The organism is Nonomuraea sp. NPDC047529 (genome assembly GCF_040642995.1).
Lineage (GTDB): Bacteria > Actinomycetota > Actinomycetes > Streptosporangiales > Streptosporangiaceae > Nonomuraea.
In genome coordinates this window covers 169,111-193,259 of sequence record NZ_JBEYTJ010000002.1, presented here as the reverse complement: position 1 = coordinate 193,259, position 24,149 = coordinate 169,111, and the positions used below count along the sequence as shown (strand labels likewise).

The window sequence follows — 24,149 nt, the reverse complement described above, 5'->3', positions numbered from 1 at the left end:
AAAAGGTCGCCGCGGTGAAAAGACTGCGCCAAGTCGGCCGCCCGCCGGCGGCCGGTGTGTTCTCTGGATGACCATGATCGAACAGTGGATCCTCGACGACGAGCGCGAGCTCGAAGCACGCTGCGCCCGCTTCCGCCTCGCCCTGCTGGGCCCCGACCGCGACGGCCCGCAGCCCGACCTCCAGAAGGAGCCCCGGCACCCGGATGACACCACCTGACCAGCCGTACACGTGGGACGACGTGCCCGGCGCCCTCGTCCGGGAGGTCGAGCGGCGGCTCGGCCGGGCGGCGGCGGGCTTCCAGGAGCGGCACGGCGGCTTCACCGGCGGCGTGCGCGGCGTGCTCACCCTGACCGGCGGCGGCCGGGTGTTCGTCAAGGCCGTGCCCGCCGCCTCCGGGCACGCGGCCGACTACCGGGCGGAGGCGGTGGTCGCCGCCGCCCTGCCGCCGGGCGTGCCCGCGCCCCGGTTCCTGTTCTCGTGCGAGGAGGCGGGCTGGGTCCTGCTCTGCTCGCGGGTCGCACCCGGCAGGGTCCCGCACGAACCCTGGCACGACGACGAGCTGGCCGCCGCGCTCGGCCTGCTCACGGCGTGCGCCCGCGAGCTGACCCCGTCCCCGCTGGGCGGCCTGCCCACACTGGCCGGGCGCATGTCGGGCCGCTGCGAGCTGTGGAACACCCTCGACCCCGCCCGCGCCGGAGCCTGGGAACGCGCCCACCTGCCCCGCCTGGCTGAGGTCGAACGCCGCTGGGCCGGCCTGGTCGCCGGGGACACGCTGCTGCACTTCGACCCGCGCTACGACAACATCCTCATCGACGGCGACGGGACCGCCCGCCTGGTGGACTGGGGCCGCGCCTGCACCGGCCCGGCCTGGGCCGACCTGGTCTGCCTGCTGCTGCAGTCGGACCTCGGACCGCGCGACCCCGAGCGCGTGCTCACCGCGCACCCGCTCGGCCGCCGGGCGCCCGCCGGCCAGGTGGACGCCCTCCTCGTCGCCCTGCTCGGCTACTGGACGCGCGCGGCCACCCTGCCCGCGCCGCCGCCGCTGCGCGACCGGCGCGAACGCTCCCGCCGCGCCACCCTCGCCTGGCTGCGCGCCCGCTGGGCCTGACCGGGCCGCTGTCGGTCAGCCGCCGGTCAGCCACCGACGTGGATGCCGGGCCGCCGCTGCGGGTCGGTCTCGATCTTGCGGATGATCTCGCGGACGACCGGGGCGGTGTCGCCGCGCCCCAGGATGAGGTAGCGCAGCAGGTGGACCATCGGCGAGCCCTCGGCCCACTCGAAGTAGCAGTGGGGGCGCACCCCGGTGGCGTCGCGCAGCGCGAGCAGGACGGCCGCGATGGCGTTGGGCGCCGCCGGGCTCTCCGCGCGCAGCACGCGGTGGCCGTCGACCTCGACGCCGCGCACCCGCAGCACGTCGCTGAAGCTGGAGGGGTCGATGACGTCGATCTCCAGGAACAGCACGTCGGCCCGGCCTGGCACCGGGTTCATCGAACGCTGCTCGCTCTCCTTGGCCAGGTACTCGGCCGCGTCGCCGGGGCCGCGCCGGTTGGCGATGATGTTGAGCGCGCCGTCGTAGTCGAGTGAGTCGGTGACGAACCGGCGCGCCACCTCGTCGAACTCGATCCGGTCGGCCCGCAGCTCGGTCGTGCGCGACACCCGCGAGATCAGCGAGATCGCGACGATGCCGAGGATGAAGAACGCCGAGATGGTGATGCCGTCGGGCTTCTCCCTGATGTTCTCCACCAGCGCGTAGAGCAGCACCAGCGTCAGCACGGTGAACCCGATGGCGGCCGGGGTCTGGCGGCGCCGGACGGCCGAGATGGTCACCGCGACCGCGCCGGAGACCATCATGGCCAGGATGCCGGTGGCGTACGCGCCGGCCTGCGCGTCGACGTCGGCGTTGAAGACCAGGGTGAGCAGGACGCAGATGGCCGTGTAGACCAGCACGACGGGCCGCACGGCCCTGCCCCACTCGGGCGCCATGCCGTACGAGGGCAGGTAGCGCGGCACGATGTTGATCAGGCCCGCCATGGCCGAGGCGCCGGCGAACCAGAGGATGAGGATGGTGCTGATGTCGTAGACCGTGCCGAAGCCCTCGCCGAGGCGCTCGTGCGCCAGGTACGCCAGCGCCCTGCCGTTGGCCTGCCCGCCGGGCGCGAACTGGTCGGCCGGGATGAGCACGGTGGTGACGAAGCTGGTGGCGATCAGGTAGACGCTCATGATGAGCGCGGCCACGGTCAGCAGCTTGCGGGTGTTGGCGATGCGCGAGCGCAGCCGCTGCTCGGGGTCGTCGCCCTGGGCCGCCACGAGGGGCATCATGCTGACGCCCGTCTCGAACCCGGACAGGCCCAGCACCAGCAGCGGGAAGGCCAGCACGGCCGGGCCGAGCAGCCCGGTGAAGCCGCCGCGCCCGGTCAGCAGCGCGTCCGTCCAGCGGGACAGCGACTCGGGCTCGGCCGCCACGTCGGCGAACCCGACGGCGACGACGACCGCGTTGAGCAGCAGGAACAGCGCCACCAGCGGGATCGCGACGCCGACCGCCTCGGTGAAGCCCATCAGGAACACCCCGCCGAGCACCAGCAGCAGCACCACGGTGATGATCACCGCGTGCCCGTGCAGGAAGCTCGGGAAGTACGGGTTCTCCAGCACGTGCACCGAGGCGTCGGCGGCCGACAGCGTGATCGTGATGATCCACGACGTGGCCACGAACCCCAGCAGGACCAGCACGAACAGCTTGCCCCGCCAGAACGGCAGCAGGCGTTCGAGCATGGCGACCGACCCCTGCCCGTTCGGGCTCTCCTTGGCCACCCGCCGGTACATCGGCAGCATGCCCAGCAGCGTCAGCCCCACGATGAGGAGGGTGGCCAGCGGCGACAGCGCGCCGGCGGCCAGCGCGGCGATGCCGGGCAGGTAGGCGAGGGTGGAGAAGTAGTCGACGCCGGTCAGGCACATGACCTTCCACCAGGGCTGCGGCTCGCCGTGCCCCTCGGCGGACTCCGGACCGACGGGCTGGACCTGGTGCCGCAGCAGCCACCGCGCCAGACCGCTCGAAGGCGGCCCGGTACGGGCCGCGCTCTCGACCGACTCGGGTACGGCCAGCCCACCGGTACCGCTCACCGGAACTTCCTCTCAAGGGACACCGCCAAACGAACGTCCCCACACTAGGGGGTCGGCCTCCGCGAGCGCGCGCCGCGGTCCCCGCCCTAGGAGCTGTTCACCGTTCGGATCAGGTGGCCGAGCGTGAGCGGCGGTGCCGGCGGCAGCGGTTCGGCGTGCCCGGCGCCGAAGGACTGCAGCAGGTACGCCACCAACCGCCGCGACGCCGCCTCCACCCCTTCCCCCGCACCGGCGATGAGGCCGCAGTTGGCCCTGAACAGCAGCACCAGGTCCGCGACGTCGAAGTCGGCCCGCAGCCGGCCCGTGGCCTTGGCCCGCCGTACCATCTCGGCGAGGCCCCGCTCGGCCCGCAACCGCGTGCGCTCGTAGTCGATCGCGTCCGGGAACGCGGTGAGGAAGGCCTCGGTGAACCCCCGGTCGGCGACCTGCATCGCGCACACCTTCTCGATCGCCCCGCGGAACCCCCGCCACGGATCCGGGTCGGCCAGAGCGTCGTCCACGGCCGACGCGCACGCCGCCAGCTCGTCCGCGAACACCTCCGTGATCAGGGACTCGCGGGACGGGAACCGCCGGTAGAGGGTGGCCACCCCGACCCCGGCACGCCGGGCGATGGCCACCATCGGCGCGTCCAGACCGCGCGCGGAGAACGTCTCCCGCGCCGCGCCGAGGATGCGCGCCCGGTTGTGCCGCGCGTCCGCCCGCAGGTCCCTGGCCGACGCCAACTGAGAGGGATGATCAGCCATATTTCTCACATTAGCGTAAGTGGAGGGGGCCGTCCGGTTAGCGAGCTAGCGTCGTCCGTATGGAGACGAATCAGATGCGCGCGGCCCTGTTCGACCGGTACGGGCCGCCGGAGGAGTTGTACGTGGGCACGGTGCCGAAGCCGGTCCCCGCCCCCGGACAGGTGCTGGTGCGGGTGCACGCCGTCAGCGTGAACGGCGGCGAGGTGCACGGCCGGACCGGCCGGCTGCGCCTGGTGACCGGGCTGATGCAGCGGGGCTTCCCGAAACGGGTCGGGATCGACCTCACCGGCGAGATCGTCGCCCTCGGCCCCGGGGTGACCGGCCCGAAGGCAGGAGACCGGGTGTGGGGCGCGCTGGGACGCACGTTCGGGAGCGCCGCCGAGTACGTGGCGATCCGCCCCCGCCGTCTGTCCCCGGCCCCGGCGGGACTCGACCTGGTGACGGCCGCGGCGCTCCCGGTGGGCACGACGGCCATCACGGCGCTGCGCGACCTGGCCGCGCTCAGGCCGGGCGAACGCCTGCTCGTCCGGGGTGGCAGCGGCGGCGTGGGCGTCGTCGCGGTACAGCTCGGCCGGGCGCTCGGCGCCCACGTCACCGCACTCGCCGGGGCGCGCGGCCTCGACCTCGTCCGCGACCTCGGCGCGCACGAGGCGTACGACTACGCCGCCGTCGCCCCGGCGGACCTGGGCAGGTTCGACGTGATCCTGGACACCGCCGGCACCGAGCACGCCGCCTTCCGCCGCCTGCTGACGCCGTCCGGCCGGATGGTGGCGATCGCCTTCGACCAGCGCAGGATCGCGGCGTCCCTGGCGTACATCGCCGCTTCGGCCGTTCACGGGCGGCGGCGGGTGCGCTTCTTCAGCGGCAACCCCACCACCCGGCTCTTCACCGACCTCACCCGGTACGTGGACAGCGGCGCCATCCGCCCGGTCGTGGACACGGTCTTCCCCTTCGACGACATCGCCCAGGCACACCGGACCCTGGAGAAGGGCGGCGTACGCGGCAAGGTCGTCGTACGGATCGCCTGAGAACGGTACGACACGCCGAACGTCCACCACGGCACCGCCGTCGCAGACGGCTAGAAGCGGCTAGAAGCCGTCGTCGCGGGAGTCCGCCGGGAGGGCGGTGACGCCCGGACCACCCGGCACGGGCCCGGGCACCCGCTCGGCCGGGTCAGGCGCGGGGCCCGCCGCCCGCTCGGCCGGGTCCGGCGCGGGCATCGGCTGCGCCAGCACCAGCGTCAGGTCGTCGCGCAGGTCGCCGGCGTGCTCGTCGAGCAGGTCGAGCAGGTTGGGCAGCGCGTGGTCCAGGCCCGGCGCGGCCAGGGCGTGCCGGACCTGCCGGTCGAGCGGGAAGTGCACGCCGTCGGCGTCCCTGGCCTCGCTCAGGCCGTCGGTGTAGAGCAGCAGCCGCTGGGAGGGGCCGAGACCGGCGCGCCGCATCCGCGGCTCGGGGCCCAGGCCCAGCGGCGGCGAGGGCTCGGGCGGCTCCAGGGTCTCCAGGCGGTGGCCGATGCGCAGGGGCGCCGGATGGCCGCAGTTGACCAGCCGCACCTCGCCGGGCACGAACTCGGCCAGCAGGACGGTCACGAAGTCCTCCTCGCCCAGGTGCGGCGCGAGGTCGGCGTCGAGCGCCGCGGCCAGCGCCACCAGGTCGGGCACGACGGGCGCGTGCCGGCGGAAGGCGGCCAGCACGACGGCGCTGAGCCGGACGGCCTCCATGCCCTTGCCCTTGACGTCGCCGACGATCAGCCGCACGCCCGTGGGCGTGACCAGCGCGTCGTGCAGGTCGCCACCGATCAGCGCCTGGTCGGTGGCCGAACGGGTGTGGACGGCCAGGCTCATGCCGCCCAGCCGGGGCGGCAGCGGCCGGACGATCGCCTGCTGGGCGAGCTCGGCGATCTGGCGGACCCGGGCGAGCTCGCGCTCCTGGCCGCGCTGCATCCGGAAGCTCACGTACATCCACCCGGCCGCGGCGGCGAGGACGAGCAGACCCGTCAGAGGGTCGAAACCGCCGCCCCGGAAGGTGACGAACAGCGCGACAACCACTTCGACCAGCAGGAACAGCAGGAACCAGCCTCGCTGTGAACGCATGGTATGTCTCCGGTTATCGGCTTCTTCTTTCCGGACGCGGCGAACAGGGTGAGTAGCTACTTTCTCACTTTTAGTCACGCAGTGCATCAGGTTCCGGCAAGCTGCTTTCACAACTTCATCCGATAGGTGGCGATCACGATGGCAGGTAAGTGGCAGGCAGGCAACCTTCCAGCGGAACTCACGAGCCTGATCGGCCGCGGCGACGAGCTGGAGCAGGTGCGGAGGGCGTGCCGGCGTTCGCGGCTGGTGACGCTGACCGGGGTGGGCGGCGTGGGCAAGACCCGCCTGGCCCTGCGTGCCGCCGCCGACCTGCGGGCCGACTTCGCCGGCGGCTCCTGGCTGGTCGAGCTGTCGCCCCTGGACGACGGCACCCTGCTGCCGCACGCCATCGCCGAGGCACTCCGGGTCACCGACCAGACCACCAGGCCCATGGCCGAGGTGCTGGCCGAGCACCTGTTCGGCCGCGAGCTGCTGCTCGTGCTCGACACCTGCGAGCACCTGGTCGGGGCCTGCGCGGCGACCGTCGAGGCGCTGCTCGCCGCGGTGCCGGGGCTGCACGTCCTGGCCACCAGCCGCCGTCCGCTGGAGATGGACCCCGAGCTGGTGATCGTGGTCGAGCCGCTGCCGGTGCCGGCGGCGGGCGCCACCGCGCTGCTCGGCCAGGACGCCGTGACCCTGCTCGTCGAGCGCGCCGCGGAGACGATGCCGACCTTCGAGGTCACCGACACCAACCGGGACGACGTCGTCCGGCTGTGCCGCAGGCTCGAAGGCATCCCGCTGGCGATCGAGCTGGCCGCCGCCCGGCTGCGCGACCTGCCCCTGGGCCACCTGGCCGACCGGCTGGAGGACCGCTTCGCCACGCTGGAGGACGACCTCGCGCTCGTCCAGGAGGCCGACCCGCCCTGGCATCAGGCGCTGCGCACCGCCGTCGGGTGGAGCCACGAGCTGTGCGAGCCGGCCGAGCGTCTGCTGTGGGCGCGGGTGTCGGTGTTCTCCGGGGACTTCGACGCCGAGGCGGCCCGCCGGGTGTGCGCCGACGAGCGCCTTCCCGAGGGCGACATCGGGCTGCTGCTCGACGCCCTGGCCGACGAGTCGATCCTGACCTGGCTGCCGACCGGCTCGGGGGAGCGCTACCGCATGCTCGACACGCTGCGCGAGTACGGCGCCGGCTGGCTGCGCGGCCTGGGCGAGGAGGAGGAGCTGCGCCGCCGGCACCGCGCCCACTACCAGGACCTGGCGGTACGCGGCGCGGCCGGCTGGCTCGGCTCCGCGCAGCCGTCGTGGTACGACCGGATGGTCGGCGAGCACGACAACCTGCGCGCCGCGCTGGAGACCGCGCTCGGCGAGCGGGACGGCGCCGCCGCCCTCGACCTGGCCGGCACGCTGGCCTTCTTCTGGTACGGCTGCGGCTACGCCAAGGAGGGTCGCCACTACCTCGGCCAGGCCCTGGCCCTCGATCCGGCGCCTCACCAGGCTCCCGGCGGGGTGCGCGCCCGCGCCCTGTGGGCCGACGGCCTGCTCGCCGCCACCCAGGGGGACGCCGCCGCCGTCGAGGCGCGGGCCGAGGAGTGCGAGGCCGCCGCGGACCCCGACGACGCCTTCGCCGCGCTGTGCGTCAAGGCGCTGCGCTCGTCGGCCGGCGTGATCCGGGGCGACCTGGAGCAGGCCATGACGGAGTCGGAGCCGGCGTACGCGATGCGCTGGAGCGACGAGGACCTGACGATCGCGGGGCTGCTGGCGTTGATGTGCCGGGCGGTCGCGCACACCGTGGGCGGCCGGATCGAGGAGGCGATCGCGGTGCTGGAGGACCTGCGGGCCCTGTGCGACCGCTGCGGCGAGCAGGCCATGCGCTCCCACGGCGACCTGCTGCGCGGCCAGGCCGAGCTGGCCCGCGGACGGGTGGGGGCGGCCGTCGCCTACGGGCAGGCCGCGCTGCGCACCAAGCGGCGGCTGCACGACGACTTCGGGATCGGGCTGACCGTCGACCTGCTGGCGCTCGGCGCGGGCGCGGCGGGCCGGGCGGAGCGCGCGGCCCGGCTGCTCGGGCTGGCGCAGCGGATCTGGAGCACCCACGGGCAGGCGCAGGCCAGCGTTCCGGCCTGGGTGGCGGCCCGGCAGGAGTGCGAGCGGCAGGCGCGCGAGGCCCTGGGCGACGACGCGTACGAGTCGGCGTTCCGCGCCGGGTACGACGGGGAGGTCGACGCCGGGATCGGGTACGCGCTCGAACCCGAGGAGGAGGGGCTGCCGAACGTGTGAGACCGCCGGCCTCGGGGCTCCGACGTGGCGGAGGAGGCAGATGTTGCCCGCCTGACGGTGACAGCCTCACCTCTTGGCTGTATCGGCGTTACCACGGAGAGTAGGGAGACATCCGTACATGGGAGGCTGCATTGGACATCCGTCCCCTTTCGTTCCCGGTTCCCGGCGAGCGGACGTCCGAGACGATCCGCCGCCTGCGGGACGAGCACGGCCCCGTCCTGCCCGTCCTGCTGCCCGGGGAGGTGAACGGCTGGCTGGTGACCTCCTACGAGGCGACGGACGAGGTGCTGGCCAACGACGACACGCTCTACAGCAAGAACGCCAAGAACTTCACCGGGCTGCATGACGGCACGGTTCCCGCCGACTGGCCGCTGCGCCAGGTCATCCAGGGCGACCACCTGCTGACCAAGGACGGCGCCGACCACCGGCGGCTGCGCAGCCTCGTCAACCGGGCCTTCACACCGGCCCGGGTGGCCGCGCTCGTGCCGCGCGTCCAGGAGATGACCGACGAGCTGCTCGACCGCCTGGCCGAGCGGGACGGCGAGGTCGATCTCGTGCACGCCTTCAGCGAGCCGCTGCCCGTCGCGGTGATCTGCGAGCTGTTCGGCGTCCCCGGGGAGGAACGGGCGCAGATCCGCGAGTGGACCGGGGTGATGTTGTCGCACGCCGCCACCCCTGACGAGGTGAACGCGGCGGCCGGGTCGCTGCTCGGCTACCTGGGGGCCTTCATCGCGCGCCGCCGCGGTGAGCCGGGCGACGACCTGACCACCGGCCTCATCCGCGCCAACGAGGACGACGGCGACCGGCTGTCCGACAACGAGCTGCTGTGGATCCTGTGGGTCGTGCTCGTCGCCGGTCACGAGACGACCGTGCACCTGATCGCCAAGGCGGTCGTGGCCCTGTGCGCCGACCCCGTCCAGCTCGACCGCGCCCGTACGGAGGACGCGTGGGAGCAGGTGGTCGAGGAGGCGCTGCGCAGCCGCAACTCGGTCGTCGGCCTGGTGTTCCGCTACGCGCTCAAGGACGTCACGGTCGCCGGGACGACCATCCGGGCGGGCGAGCCCATCGTCGTCGGGCTCACCGGCGCGGGCACCGACCCGGCCCGCTACGGCCCGGACGCCGGCAGCTTCGACCTGGGCAGGGCCAAGGACGGGCACCTGGGCTTCGGCCGGGGCCCGCACTTCTGCTTGGGGGCGCCGCTGGCCCGGCTGGAGGCCAGGATCGCGCTGTCGTCGTTGTTCACCAGGTTCCCCGGGCTGCGGCTGGCCGTCCCGCCGGAGGAGATCGCCTACACGGCGTCGATCATCACCGAGGGGCCGCTGGCGGTTCCCGTACTGTTGCGCTGATTCTGCCTGTCAAACCGGCTTTCCATGATCCGGAATAGGGTCTGATCGGCCGGGCTCATGGGCATCGTCCGAGGACATCGCCCTGGCCCGGCCGCTTCTGTCGTTCTCGCCGAGGTGTGGCCCTCCTGGGTGAGTTCGTCCCTGCCTCTTGACACGTTCTCCACCCCAATGGTCTTCTAGCGCAAGTTCGGAATGACATTCCTTATAGCGGAACGCAACAGGACGGATCTCAATGGAACACACGCATTCGACCGCCGGCCCGCTCTCGTGAGGGCTCTCGTCTTCACCGCGCCCGGCGTCGTGGAGCCGCAGGACGTGCCCGAGCCCGTGGCCGGGCCGGACGAGGTGCTGGTGCACGTGATCGCCTCCGGCATCTGCGGCAGCGAGCTGCACGGGGTGAGGACCCCCGGGTTCCGGGTGCCGCCGCTGGTCATGGGGCACGAGTTCGCCGGGCGCACCGACGACGGGCGGCCGGTGACGGTCAACCCGATCCTGTCGTGCGGCGCCTGCGACGTGTGCCTGATCGGCCGGCCCAACGTGTGCAGGAAGCGGCAGATCATCGGCGTGCACCGGCCGGGCGCCTTCGCCGAGCGCGTCGCGGTGCCGGCCGCCGCCGTGGTGCCGCTGCCCGACGGGCTCGGGTGGAGCGCGGCGGGCGTGGTGGAGCCGGCCGCGAACGCCGTGCACGCCTGGGGGCTGGCCGGACGGCCGGCCGGGGCGCGCGTGGGCGTGATCGGGGCCGGGGCCATCGGGGTGACCTGCCTGCTGGCCGCCCTGTCCGGCGGCGCGGCCAGTGTGGAGGTGGCCGACCGCTCGCCCGAGCGGCTGGCCGTGGCCGCCGGGCTCGGCGGCGTGGCGGCCGGCGCCGAGCTGACCGGCGAGTACGACGTCGTCTTCGACGCGGTCGGCGCCGCCTCGACCCACGAGCAGTCCCTGTCCCGGCTGCGCCCCGGCGGCGTGGCCGTCTGGCTGGGCCTGGCCGACCACGTGGCCGGCTACGACGCCGCCGACCTGGTACGCGGCGAGAAGCGCGTGCTGGGTTCGTTCGCCTACGACGCGGCCGACTTCGCCGCGGCCGTGGACCTGGTCGCCGGCTGGGACCTGAGCTGGGTCCGGACCTTCCCCCTCGAAGAGGGCGCCGAGGTCTTCACCCGGCTGATGAACGGCCAGGCCACCCCTGTCAAAGCTCTGCTGACCCCGGAATCGAGGTAACCCATGGCCCGCATCGTCCTGGTGGGCGCCGGCAGCATCACGTTCGCCAAGAACCTGCTCTCAGACATCCTGACATTTCCAGAACTGTCCGAGTCCACGATCGTGCTCCACGACATCGACCAGGCCCGGCTCGACACCGCCGAGGCGATGGCCCGCTGGATGGTGACCGAGCTGGGCATCGGCGCCAGGATCGAGGCGTACGCCGACCGCAGGGCCGCCGTCGAGGGCGCCGACTACGTGATCAACGAGATCGCCGTGGGCGGCCTGGAGGCGGTCAGGCGCGACCTGGAGATCCCCGCCGCGTACGGCGTGCGCCAGACGATCGGCGACACCCTGGGCATCGGCGGCATCTTCCGCGCCCTGCGCACGATCCCCGTCATGGTCGGCATCGGCGACGACCTGGCCGAGCTGGCCCCCGACTCGATGCTGTTCACCTACACCAACCCGATGTCGATGATCCCGTGGTCGGTCTACGCCGGCACCCCGTTCAAGAACGTCGTCGGCGTCTGCCACGCCGCCCGCGACACCCAGAGGACGCTGGCCGCCATGGTCGGCGTACCGGAGGAGGAGATCTCCTTCCTCACCGCGGGCGTCAACCACCAGGCGTTCGTGCTGCGCTTCGAGCACAACGGCGAGAACCTCTACCGGCGGCTCGACGAGCTGATCGACCAGGACCCCGAGCTGCGGCGGCGGGTGCGCGTGGAGGTCTACCGCAACTTCGGCTACTTCCCGACCGAGTCCTCCGAGCACGGCTCGGAGTACCTGTCGTGGTTCCTGCCGCACGCCGAGGAGGTCGAGCGGTACCGCATCCCGATCAACGTCTACCTGGAGTGGCTGGCCGACGGGTACGAGGAGTACGAGCAGTACAAGGGCTCGCTGGCGGCCGGCCACGGCGTGCCGATCGAGCGCGGCGAGGAGCTGGCCTCGCTGGCCATCCACTCGATGGAGACCGGCACCCGCAGGATGATCCACGGCAACGTGCGCAACGGCGGCCTGATCTCCAACCTGCAGCCCGAGGCCACCGTCGAGGTGCCCTGCCACGTCGACCGGTCCGGCGTGCAGCCGGTGCTCGTCGGCGAGCTGCCCGCCCAGGTCGCCGCGCTCAACCGGGCCTTCCTCAGCGTCGGCGAGCTGACCGTCAAGGCGGCCCTGGAGGGGCGGCGCGACCACGTCTACCAGGCCGCGCTGCTCGACCCCAACACCGCGGCCACCCTCCCGGTCCGCAAGGTCCGCGAGCTGGTGGACGCCCTCATCGAGGCCCACGGCGAGCTGCTGCCCGAAGGCATCAGGAAGTGACCATGTGCGATGCCGGCCTGCCGTTGTCCCGCTACCGGCCGGTGTCCCAGCTGCGGGTGGCCGTCCACGAGGTGGACCGTGCCCGGCTGCCCGTCGTGGACGTCCACATCCACCTAGGACGCTGGCTGACCGAGGACGGCGGCTGGATGGTCGAGGACGTCCCCGCCCTGATCGGCATGATGGACGAGCTGAACCTGCGCGGCATGGTCAACCTCGACGGCCGCTGGGGCCGGGAGCTGGCCGAGAACATCGAACGCTACGACGCCGCCCATCCGGGCCGTTTCGCCACGTTCTGCCACGTCGACTGGTCCGAGACCGCCGTACCGGGGTTCGGCGAGCGGCTGGCCGCGCAGCTGCGCCGCTCGGTGGCCGAGGGCGCGGCCGGGCTGAAGGTGTGGAAGGACGTCGGCCTGCGGGTGCGCGACCACAAGGGCGAGCTGGTCATGCTCGACGACCCCCGGCTGGACCCGCTGTGGGCCGCCGTGGGGGAGGCCGGCGTCCCGATCGCCCTGCACACCGCCGACCCGGTCGCCTTCTTCGAGCCCATGGACGAGCGCAACGAACGCCTCGAACTGCTGGCCGCCCGGCCCGACTGGAACTTCTCCGGGCCCGGGTTCCCCTCGTTCGAGCGGCTCATGGAGGCCATGGAGTCGATGGTCGCCCGCCATCCGGCCACGACCGTGATCGGGGTGCACGCCGGGTGCTGGCCGGAGAACCTCGGGTTCGCCGGGCGGATGCTGGACGCGTACCCGAACTTCCACATCGACATCGCGGCGCGCGTCGCCGAGCTGGGGCGTCAGCCGCGCGCCACGCGGGCGCTGATGCTCCGCCACCCCGGACGGGTGCTGTTCGGCACCGACGAGATCCCGCCGCACCGGGACGTCTACCGCATCCACTTCCGGTTCATGGAGACCGACGACGAGGCGTTCGCCCACTCCCTCGACGACCCGCCGCTGATGGGCCGGTGGACGATCTCCGGGCTCGACCTGCCCGACGACGTCCTGGAGCAGGTGTACGCGCGCAACGCGCTGCGGCTGGTGCCGAGGCTGGCATGACGGCGGTCCCGGCGGCCAACACCCAGGTGAACGTGCTCTTCAGTGACCGGCCCGGCCGCCTCAGGCCGCCGGGGGCGGTGCCTCCTCGTCGAGTGCGACGTCCAGGGCGGCCAGGCGGGCGGGGTCGGAGACGATGTCGATCTCGGTGATGCGCTCGCCGTCCGTCGTGACCCGCAGCACCAGGAACAGCCTGCCGCCGCGCAGGACGCCGATGCCCGGCGTGCCGTCGATGAGCACGAGGTCGGCGAAACGCGCGCCGCCGGCGTCGGTGAGCGTGCCCTGCGCCACCGGACGGGCCCCGCGCCGCTCGCCGCCCGAGCCCGGCAGGTCCGACCGGTGCAGCACGTCGGGGTCGAGCACCGCGAGCAGGGCGTTCAGGTCGCCGGCGCGGGCCGCGGCGAGGAAGGCGGCCACGAGCCTGCGCTGCCTGGCGTGGTCGGGGGCGGGCAGCACGGGCGTGCCGTGCACCCGCTGCCGCGCCCGGCTGGCCAGCTTCTTGGCCGTGGCGGGCGTGCGCGCGACGATCTCCGCGATCTCCCCGAACGGCACCGCGAACAGGTCGTGCAGCACGAACGCGACCCGCTCGGCCGGGCTCAGCGTGTCCAGGACCACGAGCAGGGCGAGCCCGACCGAGTCGGCCAGCACCGCCGCGTCGGCCGGATCGCCGTCATGGACGCTCACCTGGTCGAACCGCTCCGCCTCGACGAGGTGCTCGTCCCTGCGCCCGCGGGCGCGCAACATGTCGAGGCAGACCCGGCCGACGATCGTGGTCAGCCAGCCGGGCACGTTCGCGACCCCGTCCGTGCCGGCGCGGGCGGCGCGCAGCCAGGTCTCCTGCACGGCGTCGTCGGCCTCGTCGGCCGAGCCGAGCATGCGGTGCGCCACCGCCCGCAGATGGCTCCTGGTCAGGTCGAAGTGCTCGGCCAGGTGGGCTTGCGCGTTCATCGGTCACCTTTCGTCGCGCCGGGTCGTCATACAGGCGGCTGGGCGACGACGGGGGGCGACCATGGCGGAATCCTAAGGCCCGTCCGGGGGTGGTGAAGGCCCGCGGGCATGTCCTGGGGACGATCGTGCTTCTTCTGATCGGCGGTCACCTTTTCCGGGCCCCCGTCGTCAAGGTGGTGAGTCTTCATGAAGGAGTGACCGAATGACGTACGACAACCTGCGCACCGTGGTCGACGGGCGGGTGTGGCTGCCTGGCGACGAGGGCTTCGAGGAGGCCGCCAGGGCGTGGAACCTGACGGTGGCCCAGCCGGTGGCCGCCGTGGTCGAGGCGGCCGACGCCGGCGACGTGGCCGCCCTGGTCCGCCATGCGCGCCAGGAGGGGCTGACCGTCTCCCCGCAGCCGCGCGGGCACGGCGCGAGCGGCGCCTGCGAAGGCGTGATCCTGCTGCGCACCAACCGGCTGGACGAGTTGGAGATCCACCCGGGCGAGCGGCGCGCCCGCGCCGGCGCGGGCGTGAACTGGGGCGCCGTGCAGGCCGAGGCGGGCAGGCACGGCCTGACCGGGCTCGCCGGCAGCAACCCCACCGTGACGGTCACCGGCTACACCCTCGGCGGCGGCCTGGGCTGGTTCGCCCGCAGGTACGGCTGGGCGGCCGACAGCGTGCGCGCCTTCGACGTCGTGGACGCCGAGGGCAGGCCCGCGCGGGTGACCGAGGAGAGCGACCCCGACCTGTTCTGGGCGCTGCGGGGTGGCGGCGGCGACTTCGCGCTGGTCACCGCCGTCGAGTTCGACCTGTACGCCGAACGCGCCCTGTACGGCGGCCGTCTCATGTGGCCCGGCCAGAAGGAGGCCGAGGTGTTCGCGGCCTTCCGGGAGCTGACCGCCGACGCGCCGCCCGAGTTGTCGCTGTGGCTGAACCGGGTGCAGTTCCCCAAGGCGCCCCCGATGGTGACCGTGGACCTGGCCCACCTGGGCGAGGCGGCCGAGGCCGAGGACCTGCTGGGCCGCCTGGCCAAGATCGACGGCGTGCTGGCCGACACGCGGGCCGCCATGGCCACGGCCGACCTCGGCACGATCACCGCCGAGCCGACCGACCCGGCGCCCGCGCTGTCCCGTACGGAGCTGCTGACCGGGCTGGACGACGACACCGTGGAGATCCTGACGGCCGAGCCGGTCGAGCCGCTGATCAGCATGCAGATCAGGCACCTGGGCGGCGCGCTGACCCGGCCGGGAGGCGGCGCCGGGGGAGCGCTGGCCGAGCCGTACCTGCTCTACCTGCTCGGGCCCGGCGCCACCCCCCAGCTCACCCAGGCCGTACGGGCCAAGCAGGACGCGATCGCCGCCGCCCTGGGGGACCGGGTCAGCGGGCGCAAGCCGTACACGTTCCTGGCGCCGGGCGAGCGGGCGGCGCAGGCGTTCCCCGAGCCCGCGCTCGCCCGGCTGCGCGAGATCAAGCGCTCGCGCGACCCGCACGGCGTGTTCCGCGCCAACTACCCGGTCCTGGACTGATCACCAGTTCGCGGGCAGCCCCGGCGTCGTGGCGGGCAGGGCGTGGCCGGGCGGCCGGATGACGTAGGCGACGCCGCCGCTGCTCGAACTGCGCAGCCACACGTTCTCGAAGGCGGCGCGGGGATAGACGTGGCGGACGGCGTCGTTGCCGGACGAGGCCGGGTCGTTGGCGATCACGTCGCCCGTCGCGGTGAAGCCGACGACCACCATGAGGTGGCCGTCGGTGCCGTACCCGGCGCCGGGCAGCTCGCCCCTCTTGAACGACTGCGAGGTGATCACGGGGATGCCCGCCTTGATCAGCCGTTCCAGCTCGGTCAGGGTGCGCAGGCGGGTGACGAAGCCGTCCAGGCCGTACCGGCCGGCGTAGGCGGTGTTGAACGGCCAGTTGCCCGCGCCCTGGTAGGCGTGGTCGTAGGTGTAGCGGGCCGCGTGGTCCACCTCGGGGTTCGGGTCGGACGGGTCCACCCAGGAGGTGTCCTGCGCGCTCGGCCACTTGTCCCAGTAGCCGAGCACCATCGTGGTCGAGGTCGGGCTGCACCACGCCTCGCCGCCGCCGTCCCATTCGGGGTAGTGGCCGGCGTGCACGTTCTGGGAGCGGCGCGGCACGTTCAGCTCGACGCCCCACGCGCCGCCGCCAGGGCTGACCGGGACGGTCTTGCGGTCCGGCACGTTCGAGGCCATCGCGCCGAGCGTGCGCACCCGGGGCGTCACGGTCGAGCCCGGCGTCCGGTACAGGGTCAGGCGCAGCTGGTACGCCGACAGCTGCCGCCCGGCCGCCGCCACCAGCGTGTCCACGGCGACGGACGCGTCCGCGTCGCCCTGGCCGGCCACGGAGGTGCGCAGGATGTCGCCCTCGGCGTAGGACCAGCGGCCCAGGACGTACCACTTGGTCAGGCCGGCGGTGTTCCTGGCCCTGGCCTCGACCTGCACCCAGCTGCCCTGGGGCACGTCGGCGGTCCAGGAGGCGATCAGCTCGGTGGCGGGGAAGCCGACCGTGCGCTCGGGGCCGGTCCAGCGGGCGTACTCCCAGCTCTTGGTGCCCAGGGCGTCGGTGTAGGAGGTGGTGCCGGCGGCCGCGGCGAACGACAGCCCGTCCCCGGGGGACGTGCCCTCGTCGGCGCCCGCGGCGAAGTCGGCCCGCTGGTAGACGACGTCGGGGACGAGCGGCCCCGGCTTCTGCTCGGCGGCGGCGGCGGTGGCGACGGCGGCGGCGGGAGGTTGGAGGGTGGTGGCCAGCAGGAGTCCGGACAGGAACACAGTCAGCACGCGCATGAACCCACCTTGCTCGGAAGGCTTCGGATGGGGCCGACAGTAGGCACATCGGGCGGGCAAAGCATCGGGAAATCTACGTATGGGTCATGAAGCTTTCCGCCCGGCGAAACTTTCTCGGCCGGTTCGCGCAGCTCTTCTCGCTGGTCATCGGAGGGCGTGGGCGAAAGTTTCTGTGATGGATTGACATGTTTCGGGATGGTCATCACACTCGCCATCGAGCTTCCCCCTCCGCCCGGCCGCTTTGGAGGCAGACCATGATCCGGAAGTTGCTCGTCCTGGGCGCCGCGTGCACGCTCGCCGCGGGCCTCGTGCTGACCTGGACCACCACCCCCTCGAAAGCCGCCGACTGCAGCGGCGGCTACGTCGGCCTCACCTACGACGACGGCCCCAACCCCGCCACCACCTCCAACCTGCTCAACGCGCTGACCTCCAACGGCCTGCGGGCCACGATGTTCAACGTCGGTCAGAACGCCCAGAACAACCAGGCCCTGGTCCGGGCCCAGCAGAACGCGGGCATGTGGATCGGCAACCACAGCTGGACCCACCCGCACCTGACCCAGCTGGGCGCCGCCCAGATCCAGTCCGAGCTGCAACGCACCCAGCAGGCGATCCAGCAGGCCACGGACGCCGCGCCGAAGCTGTTCCGGCCGCCGTACGGGGAGACCAACGCCACCCTCCGGTCGGTCGAGCAGCAACTCGGCCTGACCGAGGTCATCTGGGACGTCGACTCCCAGGACTGGAACGGCGCGAGCACCGCCCAGATCGTCCAGGCGGCGGGCCGGTTGCAGAACGGCCAGGTCATCCTCATGCACGACAACTACGCGACGACGATCGCCGCCGTCCCGCAGATCGCCGCGAACCTGCGTGCCCGCAACATGTGCGCGGGCATGATCTCGCCGGCGACCGGCCGGGCCGTCGCGCCCGACGGGACCGGCCCGACCACGCCGCCCTCGTCCCCGCCGCCCGGCGGCGGCACCTGCACGGCGACCGTCTCTGCGGGCCAGCAGTGGAGCGACCGGTTCAACCTGTCGGTCACGGTCTCCGGCACGAACTCCTGGATCGTCACCGTGACCGTGCGCAGCCCGCAGAAGATCATCGCCACCTGGAACGGCACCCCGACCTGGGACGGCACGGGCAACGTCATGACGATGCGGCCGAACGGCAGCGGGAACACCTTCGGGTTCACCGTCCAGCACAACGGCAACTGGACCTGGCCCTCGGTGTCCTGCCGGGTGGGGTGAGGGCGGTCCCGGTATGGAATGCTCTCCGCCATGCTGATAAGGAACGGGACAATTGACGACATTTCCCCGATCGTGGCGTTGCACGTGGAGAGCTGGCGTACGGCCTACGCGGGCATCATGCCCGACGCCTTCCTGAACGGCCCCCTGGACGACGACCGGCTGGCCCTCTGGCGGGAACGGCTGGACGCGCCGGTGCCGGGGGCGGGCCTGTTCGTCGGCCATGACGACGACGGGGAACTGCTCGGGTTCGTCTACCTGCTCCCGGCCCCGGACGGCCGCGTCCTGCTCGACAACCTGCACGTGCGGCCGGGGAGCACGGGCTCGGGCGCCGGGTCGCGGCTGCTGGGCCGCGGCCTGGCCTGGGTGGCGGACGAGCACCCCGGCCGGGAGGTCTACCTGGAGGTGCTGAGCGCGAACACGCGGGCCGTCGCCTTCTACGAACGACACGGCGCACGCCGCACCGACGAGCGGATGTGCCGTTTCGAGCAGGGGTTCGAGCTGCCCGAGTACGAGTACGCCTGGCGGGTGAACTGACCGGCCCGTGCCTCGCCGGGTAGGGTCAGGTGAGGGCGTCGCGGGTCCAGGAGCCCAGGACCAGCAGGGACTTGGTGCCCGTGACGTTGCCGGCTCTGCGCAGCCGGTCGATGACCAGCTGGAGGTGTCCCAGGTCCCGTACCCGTACGTGGATGAGGGCGTCGGGGTCGCCGGCGATGGTGAAGACGGCCTGCACCTCCGGCACGTCGGTCGCCGTGCGGACGATCTCGGCCACCGGCGTGGTGCCCGGGTACCGCAGCTCGGTGAACGCCTCGATGCCCCATCCGAGCTTGGCGTAGTCGATCTGGACGGTGAACCCCGTGATCACCCCGATCTCCCTGAGCCGGTCGACCCGCCGCTTGACCGCCGCCACCGACAGACCGACCTGCTCGGCCATCTCGGAGAAGGTCCGCCTGCCGTCCTCGCGCAGCAGCCGGAGCACGTGGTGGTCGATGTCGTCGATGTCCGGCATGTGAGAATCCTCCCTGGTGACGCAAAGATCTTCTGTGTCAGAATCGCCCAGCTCACATTATTTGCGTCTTCTTCGTGGTTTCGCGTCTGATACTTGCGCACAGTAGCTCTCCGTTGCTGTGCTGGGGAACCCCACATACGCATTGCCCGCCAGGAGGTTCGCGTGAGCGTGAACAGCGCGACCGTGTCGCTCGACGACAAGTACGCCGCGCCCGACGGCCGGGTGCTGATCTCCGGCATCCAGGCCCTCGTCCGGCTGACCCTCGAACAGCGGCGCCTGGACCGGGAACGCGGCCTGGACACCAGGGCCTTCGTCTCCGGCTACCAGGGCTCCCCGCTGGGCGGCGTCGATCTGGAGATGGCCCGCGCCGCCCGGTTCCTGGACGAGGCCGGCGTCGTCTTCCGTCCGGGCCTCAACGAGGAGCTGGCCGCGACGGCCGTGGCCGGCACGCAGCTCCTCGGCCAGGTCCCCGGCCGCAGCCACGACGGCGTCACCGCCTTCTGGTACGGCAAGAACCCCGGCCTCGACCGCGCCGCCGACGCCATCAGGCATGGCAACATGGCCGGCACCGCCGCGCTCGGCGGCGCGGTGGCCTGGATCGGCGACGACCCCGGCTGCAAGTCCTCCACGGTGCCCAGCTCGTGCGAGCCGATGTGCCAGAGCCTGTCGATGCCGCTGCTCGCGCCCGGCTCGGTCGCCGAGATCATCGAGTTCGGCCTGCACGCGGTCGCCCTCTCCCGCGCCACCGGCCTCTGGACGGGCCTGAAGATCGTCGCCGACATCGCCGACGCCTCGGCCACCGTCGACCTGGGCGCGCTGCGTGACGGCATCCCCTTCCCCGACCACGCCGACCGCGGCAAGTCGCCGATCCTGGTCGGCCCGTCCGCCCTGGACGCCGAGTACGACCTGCTCACCCGCAGGCTGGAGCTGGCCCGCGACTACGCGCGCGTGAACGGGCTCAACCGCGTCATGCGCGACGCGCCCCGCGCCACGCTGGGCATCCTGGCCTCCGGCACCACGTACGCGGTGGTCCTGCGCGCCCTGGCCGACCTCGGCCTGGACGAGAGCGCCACCGAGGACCTCGGCCTGCGCCTGATCCGGCTCGGCATGCCGTTCCCGCTGGCCGCGGCCGACCTGGCCGCCATGACCTCCGACCTCGACCGGGTGCTGGTGGTCGAGGACAAGGTGCCGTTCCTCGAAGGGCACCTCAAGCAGGCCCTGTACGGCGGCGAGCGCGCGCCGGTCGTGTCGGGCCGGGACCTGCTGACCGCCCGCGGCACCCTGGGCGCCGAGGACGTCGCCAAGGCGCTGGTGAGCTGCCTCGGCCCCGACCGGCTCCCGCGCGGGAGCGTCCGCCTGACGCCGCCCCCGTCCGCCGCGCGCCGCCTGCTGCCGGTGGTCGCGGCGCGCACGCCGTACTTCTGCTCGGGCTGCCCGCACAACTCCTCCACCCGCACCGCCGACGACACGCTGGTCGGCGTCGGCATCGGCTGCCACGCCATGATCGCCCTCGACGGGCACGGCCGCGGCACCCAGATCGGCATCACCCAGATGGGCGGCGAGGGCGCCCAGTGGATCGGGCTCGCGCCGTTCACCCGGGACCGGCATTTCGTGCAGAACCTCGGCGACGGCACCTTCCACCACTCCGGCTCCCTGGCGGTGCGGGCCGCGGTGGCGGCCGGGGTGACGATGACGTACAAACTGCTCTACAACGACGCCGTCGCCATGACCGGCGGCCAGCGCGCCGAAGGGCGGCTCGACGTGCCCGCGCTGACGCGGTCGCTGGTCGAGGAGGGCGTGCGCCGGATCGTGATCACCACGCCCGAGCCGGAGACGTACCGCGGGGTGCGGCTCGGGCCGATCGTGTCGGTGCGGCACCGCGACGACCTCGCCGACGTCGAGCGGGAGCTGGCCGCGCTCGACGGCGTGACCGTCCTGCTGCACGACGACAAGTGCGCGGCCGAGGAACGGCGGCTGCGCAAGCGCGGCAAGCTGCCCACCCCGACGGCGAAGGTCGTGGTCAACGAGCGCGTCTGCGAGGGCTGCGGCGACTGCGGCGACGTCTCCACGTGCCTGTCCGTCCAGCCCGTCGAGACCGAGTACGGCCGCAAGACCCGCATCCACCAGCCGTCGTGCAACTCCGACCTGAGCTGCCTCAAGGGCGACTGCCCGTCGTTCCTGCTGGTCGAGCCGGGCACCAGGGCGCCGCGCGAACTGCCGCCGCTGCCCGTGCCGCTGCCCGATCCGGTCGTCAGGCTCGACGGCGACGCCGAGACGCTGATCCGGATGCCCGGAATCGGCGGCACCGGGGTCGTCACGGTCTCGCAGATCCTCCAGATGGCCGCCCACCTCGACGGCCTGCACGCCGCCGGCATCGAGCAGACCGGCCTCGCGCAGAAGGGCGGCCCGGTCGTCAGCGACGTGCGCATCGCCAAGCGGCCGGTGGACGGCTCGGTGCGGGCCTCGCGCGGCACGGCCGACGTGCTGCTCGGGTTCGACCTGCTCGGGGCCGCCGCCGACGCCAACCTCGCCGTCGCCGCGCCCGGCCGTACGGTCGCCGTGGTGAACACCTCGGTCGTGCCCACCGCCGCCATGGTCACCGGACGGGTCGCCCTGCCCGGCTCCTCCGCCGACGCCGTGGTCAGGCTGGAGTCGGCCACGGAGGGTGGGGACAACCTCTACCTCGACGCCCACGAGCTGGCCGAAGCGCTGTTCGGCGACCACATGCCGGCCAACATGCTGCTGGTCGGGGCGGCGTACCAGCACGGCTGCCTGCCCGTCTCGGCCGCGTCGGTCGAGGCGGCGATCAGGCTCAACAAGGCCGCCGTCGAGCAGAACCTCGCGGCCTTCCGCTGGGGCCGGGCCGCCGTCGCCGACCGCGAGGCGGTACGCCGGGCCGCGCTCGCCGAACCCGCCGAGCGGCCCGCGCCCGGCCTGGAGGAGACGCTGGCCCTGCGGGTGACGGACCTGACCGGCTACCAGAACGCGACCTACGCCCGTACGTACGAGACCGAGGTCAGGCGCGTGATCGCCGAGGCGGCCGGGCGTGCGGGGGAGGAGGCCGGCGCGCGCGTCGGGCTCGCCTACGCCCGCTCCCTGCACAAGCTCATGGCCTACAAGGACGAGTACGAGGTCGCCCGCCTGCACCTCGACCCCGACGAGCAGGCCAGGCGCGAACGCGAGTACGGCGCCGACGCGGTCGTGTCCGTGCTGCTGCACCCGCCGCTGCTGCGCGCGATGGGCATGAAGCGCAAGATCCGGCTGCGCCGCAGCGCGCCGACGCTGTTCCGCGGCCTGCGTGCCGCACGCGTGCTGCGCGGGACCGCCTTCGACGTGTTCGGCCAGGCCGAGGTCCGCCGGGTCGAACGGGAACTGATCACCGAATATCGTGATCTCATGCGCGCCGCCCTCGCCCGGCTGACCCCCGGCACGATCGACGCCGTCGCCGAGATCGCCGGCCTTCCCGAGTCGATCCGCGGGTACGAGGACATCAAGCTCGCCCGCGTCGCCGAGTTCCGTGAGCGGGCGGCGACCGCCCTGGCCCGCCTCGCCGAAGCCGCACCCAAGGAGTCGTCGTGACCGTTGACCGCCTGCTCCCCGACCAGGACGCCAAGGACCTGATCGAGCTGACCCGGGACATCGCCGACAAGGAGCTCGCGCGCCGGGTCGACGAGCACGAGCGCGCGGAGACGTACCCCGAGGGGCTGTTCGCCACGCTCGGCGCCGCCGGGCTGCTCGGCCTGCCCTACCCCGAGGAGTTCGGCGGCGGCGGGCAGCCGTACGAGGTGTACCTCCAGGTGATCGAGGAACTGGCGGCACGCTGGGCGGCGGTCGCGGTGGCGACGAGCGTGCACACGCTGGCCTGCTTCCCCGTGGCCGCGTACGGCACCGCCGAGCAGCGCGAACGCTGGCTCCCCGACATGCTGGCCGGACGGATCGTCGGCGGCTACAGCCTGTCGGAGCCGCAGGCGGGCTCGGACGCCGGCGCGCTCACCTGCCGCGCCGAGCGCACCGAGAGCGGCGACTACCGCATCACCGGCAACAAGGCGTGGATCACCCACGGCGGCATCGCCGACTTCTACGCCCTGTTCGCCCGTACCGGCGAGCGCATCTCCTGCTTCGTCGCGCCCGGCGCGGCCGAGGGCCTGACGTTCGGCCGTCCCGAGGAGAAGATGGGCCTGCACGCCGTGCCCACCACCAGCGCCCACTGGGACGGCGCCGTCATCGACGGCGACCGGCTGATCGGCGAGGAGGGCCAGGGCCTGCAGATCGCCTTCAGCGCCCTCGACTCCGGCCGGCTCGGCATCGCCGCCTGCGCCGTCGGCCTCGCCCAGGCCGCCCTGGACGAGGCCGTCGCCTACGCCAAGGAACGACAGACGTTCGGCAAGCGCATCATCGACCACCAGGGCCTCGGCTTCCTGCTCGCCGACATGGCGGCGGGCGTGGACAGCGCACGGGCCACGTACCTGGACGCGGCCCGCCGCCGCGACGCCGGCCTCGACTACAGCAGGCAGGCCAGCGTGGCCAAACTGGTCGCCACGGACACCGCCATGAAGGTCACGACGGACGCGGTCCAGGTCTTCGGCGGCTACGGCTACACCAGGGAATTCCGGGTGGAGCGCTACATGCGCGAAGCCAAAATCATGCAGATCTTCGAGGGCACGAACCAGATCCAGCGCCTGGTCATCAGCCGCTCGTTGGCCAAGTAGCCTCCGACCTGCGACAACCCCTGCCTTCCGGTCCTGGAAGGCAGGGTTCGCTGTCTTGTGTTCGAGGCTCAAATGGTCCCGCTGTAGGTCCGGGAGCTGATGTGGCGGTCATCCGTCCAGCGGAAGAGCAGGTTGTGGGTGCGGGGCTTGCCATCCAGCCTCTCCCAGGGCAGGGAACAGCCCAGCGGACGGTAGACCGAGACGTGCCGCTGGACGGCCTCTGCCGTCCGATCGGGCAGCGGTACGACGCGCTCCCGGTCGTGCGGCCACACCCTGGACGTGGTATGACGTCGAGTTAAGCGACTACTCTCAATTGAGAGGAGGATTTCGCTGCCATCTTCGCGTAT

Annotated in this window: 19 protein-coding genes; 13 read left to right on the top strand and 6 right to left on the bottom strand. The window is 72.9% G+C overall.

What is annotated here, in order from left to right:
- Positions 1 to 67: 67 nt before the first annotated feature.
- The gene (locus tag ABZ815_RS04480; protein WP_357693877.1) at positions 68 to 217 is read left to right on the top strand and encodes a hypothetical protein; all 150 of its coding nucleotides are present in this window, start codon (positions 68 to 70) and stop codon (positions 215 to 217) included.
- A complete protein-coding gene (locus ABZ815_RS04475) occupies positions 204 to 1,109 on the top strand; it encodes a phosphotransferase (protein ID WP_357693875.1) in 906 nt (301 codons plus the stop codon). The genes ABZ815_RS04480 and ABZ815_RS04475 overlap by 14 nt, the downstream gene beginning before the upstream one ends.
- A 26-nt stretch (positions 1,110 to 1,135) precedes the next feature.
- Here the strand turns inward: ABZ815_RS04475 and ABZ815_RS04470 are convergent, their stop codons facing one another.
- On the bottom strand, positions 1,136 to 3,118 hold the full coding sequence (locus ABZ815_RS04470) for an amino acid transporter (protein ID WP_357693873.1): 1,983 nt from the start codon (positions 3,116 to 3,118) through the stop codon (positions 1,136 to 1,138).
- A gap of 86 nt (positions 3,119 to 3,204) precedes the next feature.
- On the bottom strand, positions 3,205 to 3,861 hold the full coding sequence (locus ABZ815_RS04465) for a helix-turn-helix domain-containing protein (RefSeq protein WP_357693871.1): 657 nt from the start codon (positions 3,859 to 3,861) through the stop codon (positions 3,205 to 3,207).
- Positions 3,862 to 3,920: 59 nt separating this feature from the next.
- Between ABZ815_RS04465 and ABZ815_RS04460 the strand changes: the two genes are divergently transcribed.
- Entirely contained in the window at positions 3,921 to 4,889 is a 969-nt protein-coding gene (locus tag ABZ815_RS04460; RefSeq protein WP_357693869.1) for an NAD(P)-dependent alcohol dehydrogenase, read from the top strand.
- Between the two features lie 60 nt (positions 4,890 to 4,949).
- Here the strand turns inward: ABZ815_RS04460 and ABZ815_RS04455 are convergent, their stop codons facing one another.
- Entirely contained in the window at positions 4,950 to 5,954 is a 1,005-nt protein-coding gene (locus ABZ815_RS04455; protein ID WP_357693867.1) for a PP2C family protein-serine/threonine phosphatase, read from the bottom strand.
- A 138-nt stretch (positions 5,955 to 6,092) separates the two neighbouring features.
- On the opposite strand from ABZ815_RS04455, the gene ABZ815_RS04450 reads away from it, so the two are divergent.
- From ABZ815_RS04450 to ABZ815_RS04430, 5 genes are all read left to right on the top strand, one after another.
- Positions 6,093 to 8,210: an ATPase gene (locus ABZ815_RS04450; RefSeq protein WP_357693865.1), complete on the top strand. Its 2,118-nt coding sequence runs from the start codon at positions 6,093 to 6,095 to the stop codon at positions 8,208 to 8,210.
- A gap of 131 nt (positions 8,211 to 8,341) precedes the next feature.
- Positions 8,342 to 9,556, top strand: a complete 1,215-nt coding sequence (locus ABZ815_RS04445) for a cytochrome P450 (RefSeq protein WP_357693863.1) — start codon at positions 8,342 to 8,344, stop codon at positions 9,554 to 9,556.
- Between the two features lie 267 nt (positions 9,557 to 9,823).
- Positions 9,824 to 10,768 carry an alcohol dehydrogenase catalytic domain-containing protein gene (locus ABZ815_RS04440; RefSeq protein WP_357693861.1) on the top strand — a complete coding sequence of 315 codons (945 nt, stop codon included), beginning with the start codon at positions 9,824 to 9,826 and terminating at the stop codon, positions 10,766 to 10,768.
- A 3-nt stretch (positions 10,769 to 10,771) separates the two neighbouring features.
- Positions 10,772 to 12,064, top strand: a complete 1,293-nt coding sequence (gene melA, locus ABZ815_RS04435) for an alpha-galactosidase (RefSeq protein WP_357693860.1) — start codon at positions 10,772 to 10,774, stop codon at positions 12,062 to 12,064.
- 2 nt (positions 12,065 to 12,066) lie between these two features.
- Positions 12,067 to 13,119 (top strand): amidohydrolase family protein, encoded by a 1,053-nt coding sequence (locus ABZ815_RS04430; RefSeq protein ID WP_357693858.1) that lies wholly within the window; start codon positions 12,067 to 12,069, stop codon positions 13,117 to 13,119.
- Between the two features lie 60 nt (positions 13,120 to 13,179).
- On the opposite strand, the gene ABZ815_RS04425 is transcribed toward ABZ815_RS04430, so the two are convergent.
- On the bottom strand, positions 13,180 to 14,064 hold the full coding sequence (locus ABZ815_RS04425) for a sigma-70 family RNA polymerase sigma factor (RefSeq protein WP_357693856.1): 885 nt from the start codon (positions 14,062 to 14,064) through the stop codon (positions 13,180 to 13,182).
- A gap of 202 nt (positions 14,065 to 14,266) precedes the next feature.
- Between ABZ815_RS04425 and ABZ815_RS04420 the strand changes: the two genes are divergently transcribed.
- Entirely contained in the window at positions 14,267 to 15,574 is a 1,308-nt protein-coding gene (locus tag ABZ815_RS04420; protein WP_357693854.1) for an FAD-binding oxidoreductase, read from the top strand.
- On the opposite strand, the gene ABZ815_RS04415 is transcribed toward ABZ815_RS04420, so the two are convergent.
- On the bottom strand, positions 15,575 to 16,846 hold the full coding sequence (locus tag ABZ815_RS04415) for a C39 family peptidase (protein WP_357693852.1): 1,272 nt from the start codon (positions 16,844 to 16,846) through the stop codon (positions 15,575 to 15,577). It lies immediately after the preceding gene.
- Between the two features lie 254 nt (positions 16,847 to 17,100).
- Between ABZ815_RS04415 and ABZ815_RS04410 the strand changes: the two genes are divergently transcribed.
- Together ABZ815_RS04410 and ABZ815_RS04405 are read left to right on the top strand one after the other, a co-directional pair.
- Entirely contained in the window at positions 17,101 to 18,087 is a 987-nt protein-coding gene (locus ABZ815_RS04410; protein WP_357693850.1) for a polysaccharide deacetylase family protein, read from the top strand.
- 72 nt (positions 18,088 to 18,159) lie between these two features.
- The gene (locus tag ABZ815_RS04405) at positions 18,160 to 18,621 is read left to right on the top strand and encodes a GNAT family N-acetyltransferase (protein WP_357693848.1); all 462 of its coding nucleotides are present in this window, start codon (positions 18,160 to 18,162) and stop codon (positions 18,619 to 18,621) included.
- A 25-nt stretch (positions 18,622 to 18,646) separates the two neighbouring features.
- Here the strand turns inward: ABZ815_RS04405 and ABZ815_RS04400 are convergent, their stop codons facing one another.
- On the bottom strand, positions 18,647 to 19,093 hold the full coding sequence (locus ABZ815_RS04400; RefSeq protein ID WP_357693846.1) for an Lrp/AsnC family transcriptional regulator: 447 nt from the start codon (positions 19,091 to 19,093) through the stop codon (positions 18,647 to 18,649).
- A gap of 93 nt (positions 19,094 to 19,186) precedes the next feature.
- Between ABZ815_RS04400 and ABZ815_RS04395 the strand changes: the two genes are divergently transcribed.
- Both ABZ815_RS04395 and ABZ815_RS04390 read left to right on the top strand, forming a co-directional pair.
- Positions 19,187 to 22,672: an indolepyruvate ferredoxin oxidoreductase family protein gene (locus tag ABZ815_RS04395; RefSeq protein WP_357693844.1), complete on the top strand. Its 3,486-nt coding sequence runs from the start codon at positions 19,187 to 19,189 to the stop codon at positions 22,670 to 22,672.
- A complete protein-coding gene (locus tag ABZ815_RS04390; RefSeq protein ID WP_357693842.1) occupies positions 22,669 to 23,802 on the top strand; it encodes an acyl-CoA dehydrogenase family protein in 1,134 nt (377 codons plus the stop codon). Before ABZ815_RS04395 ends, ABZ815_RS04390 begins: the two co-directional genes overlap by 4 nt.
- Positions 23,803 to 24,149 lie beyond the last annotated feature (347 nt).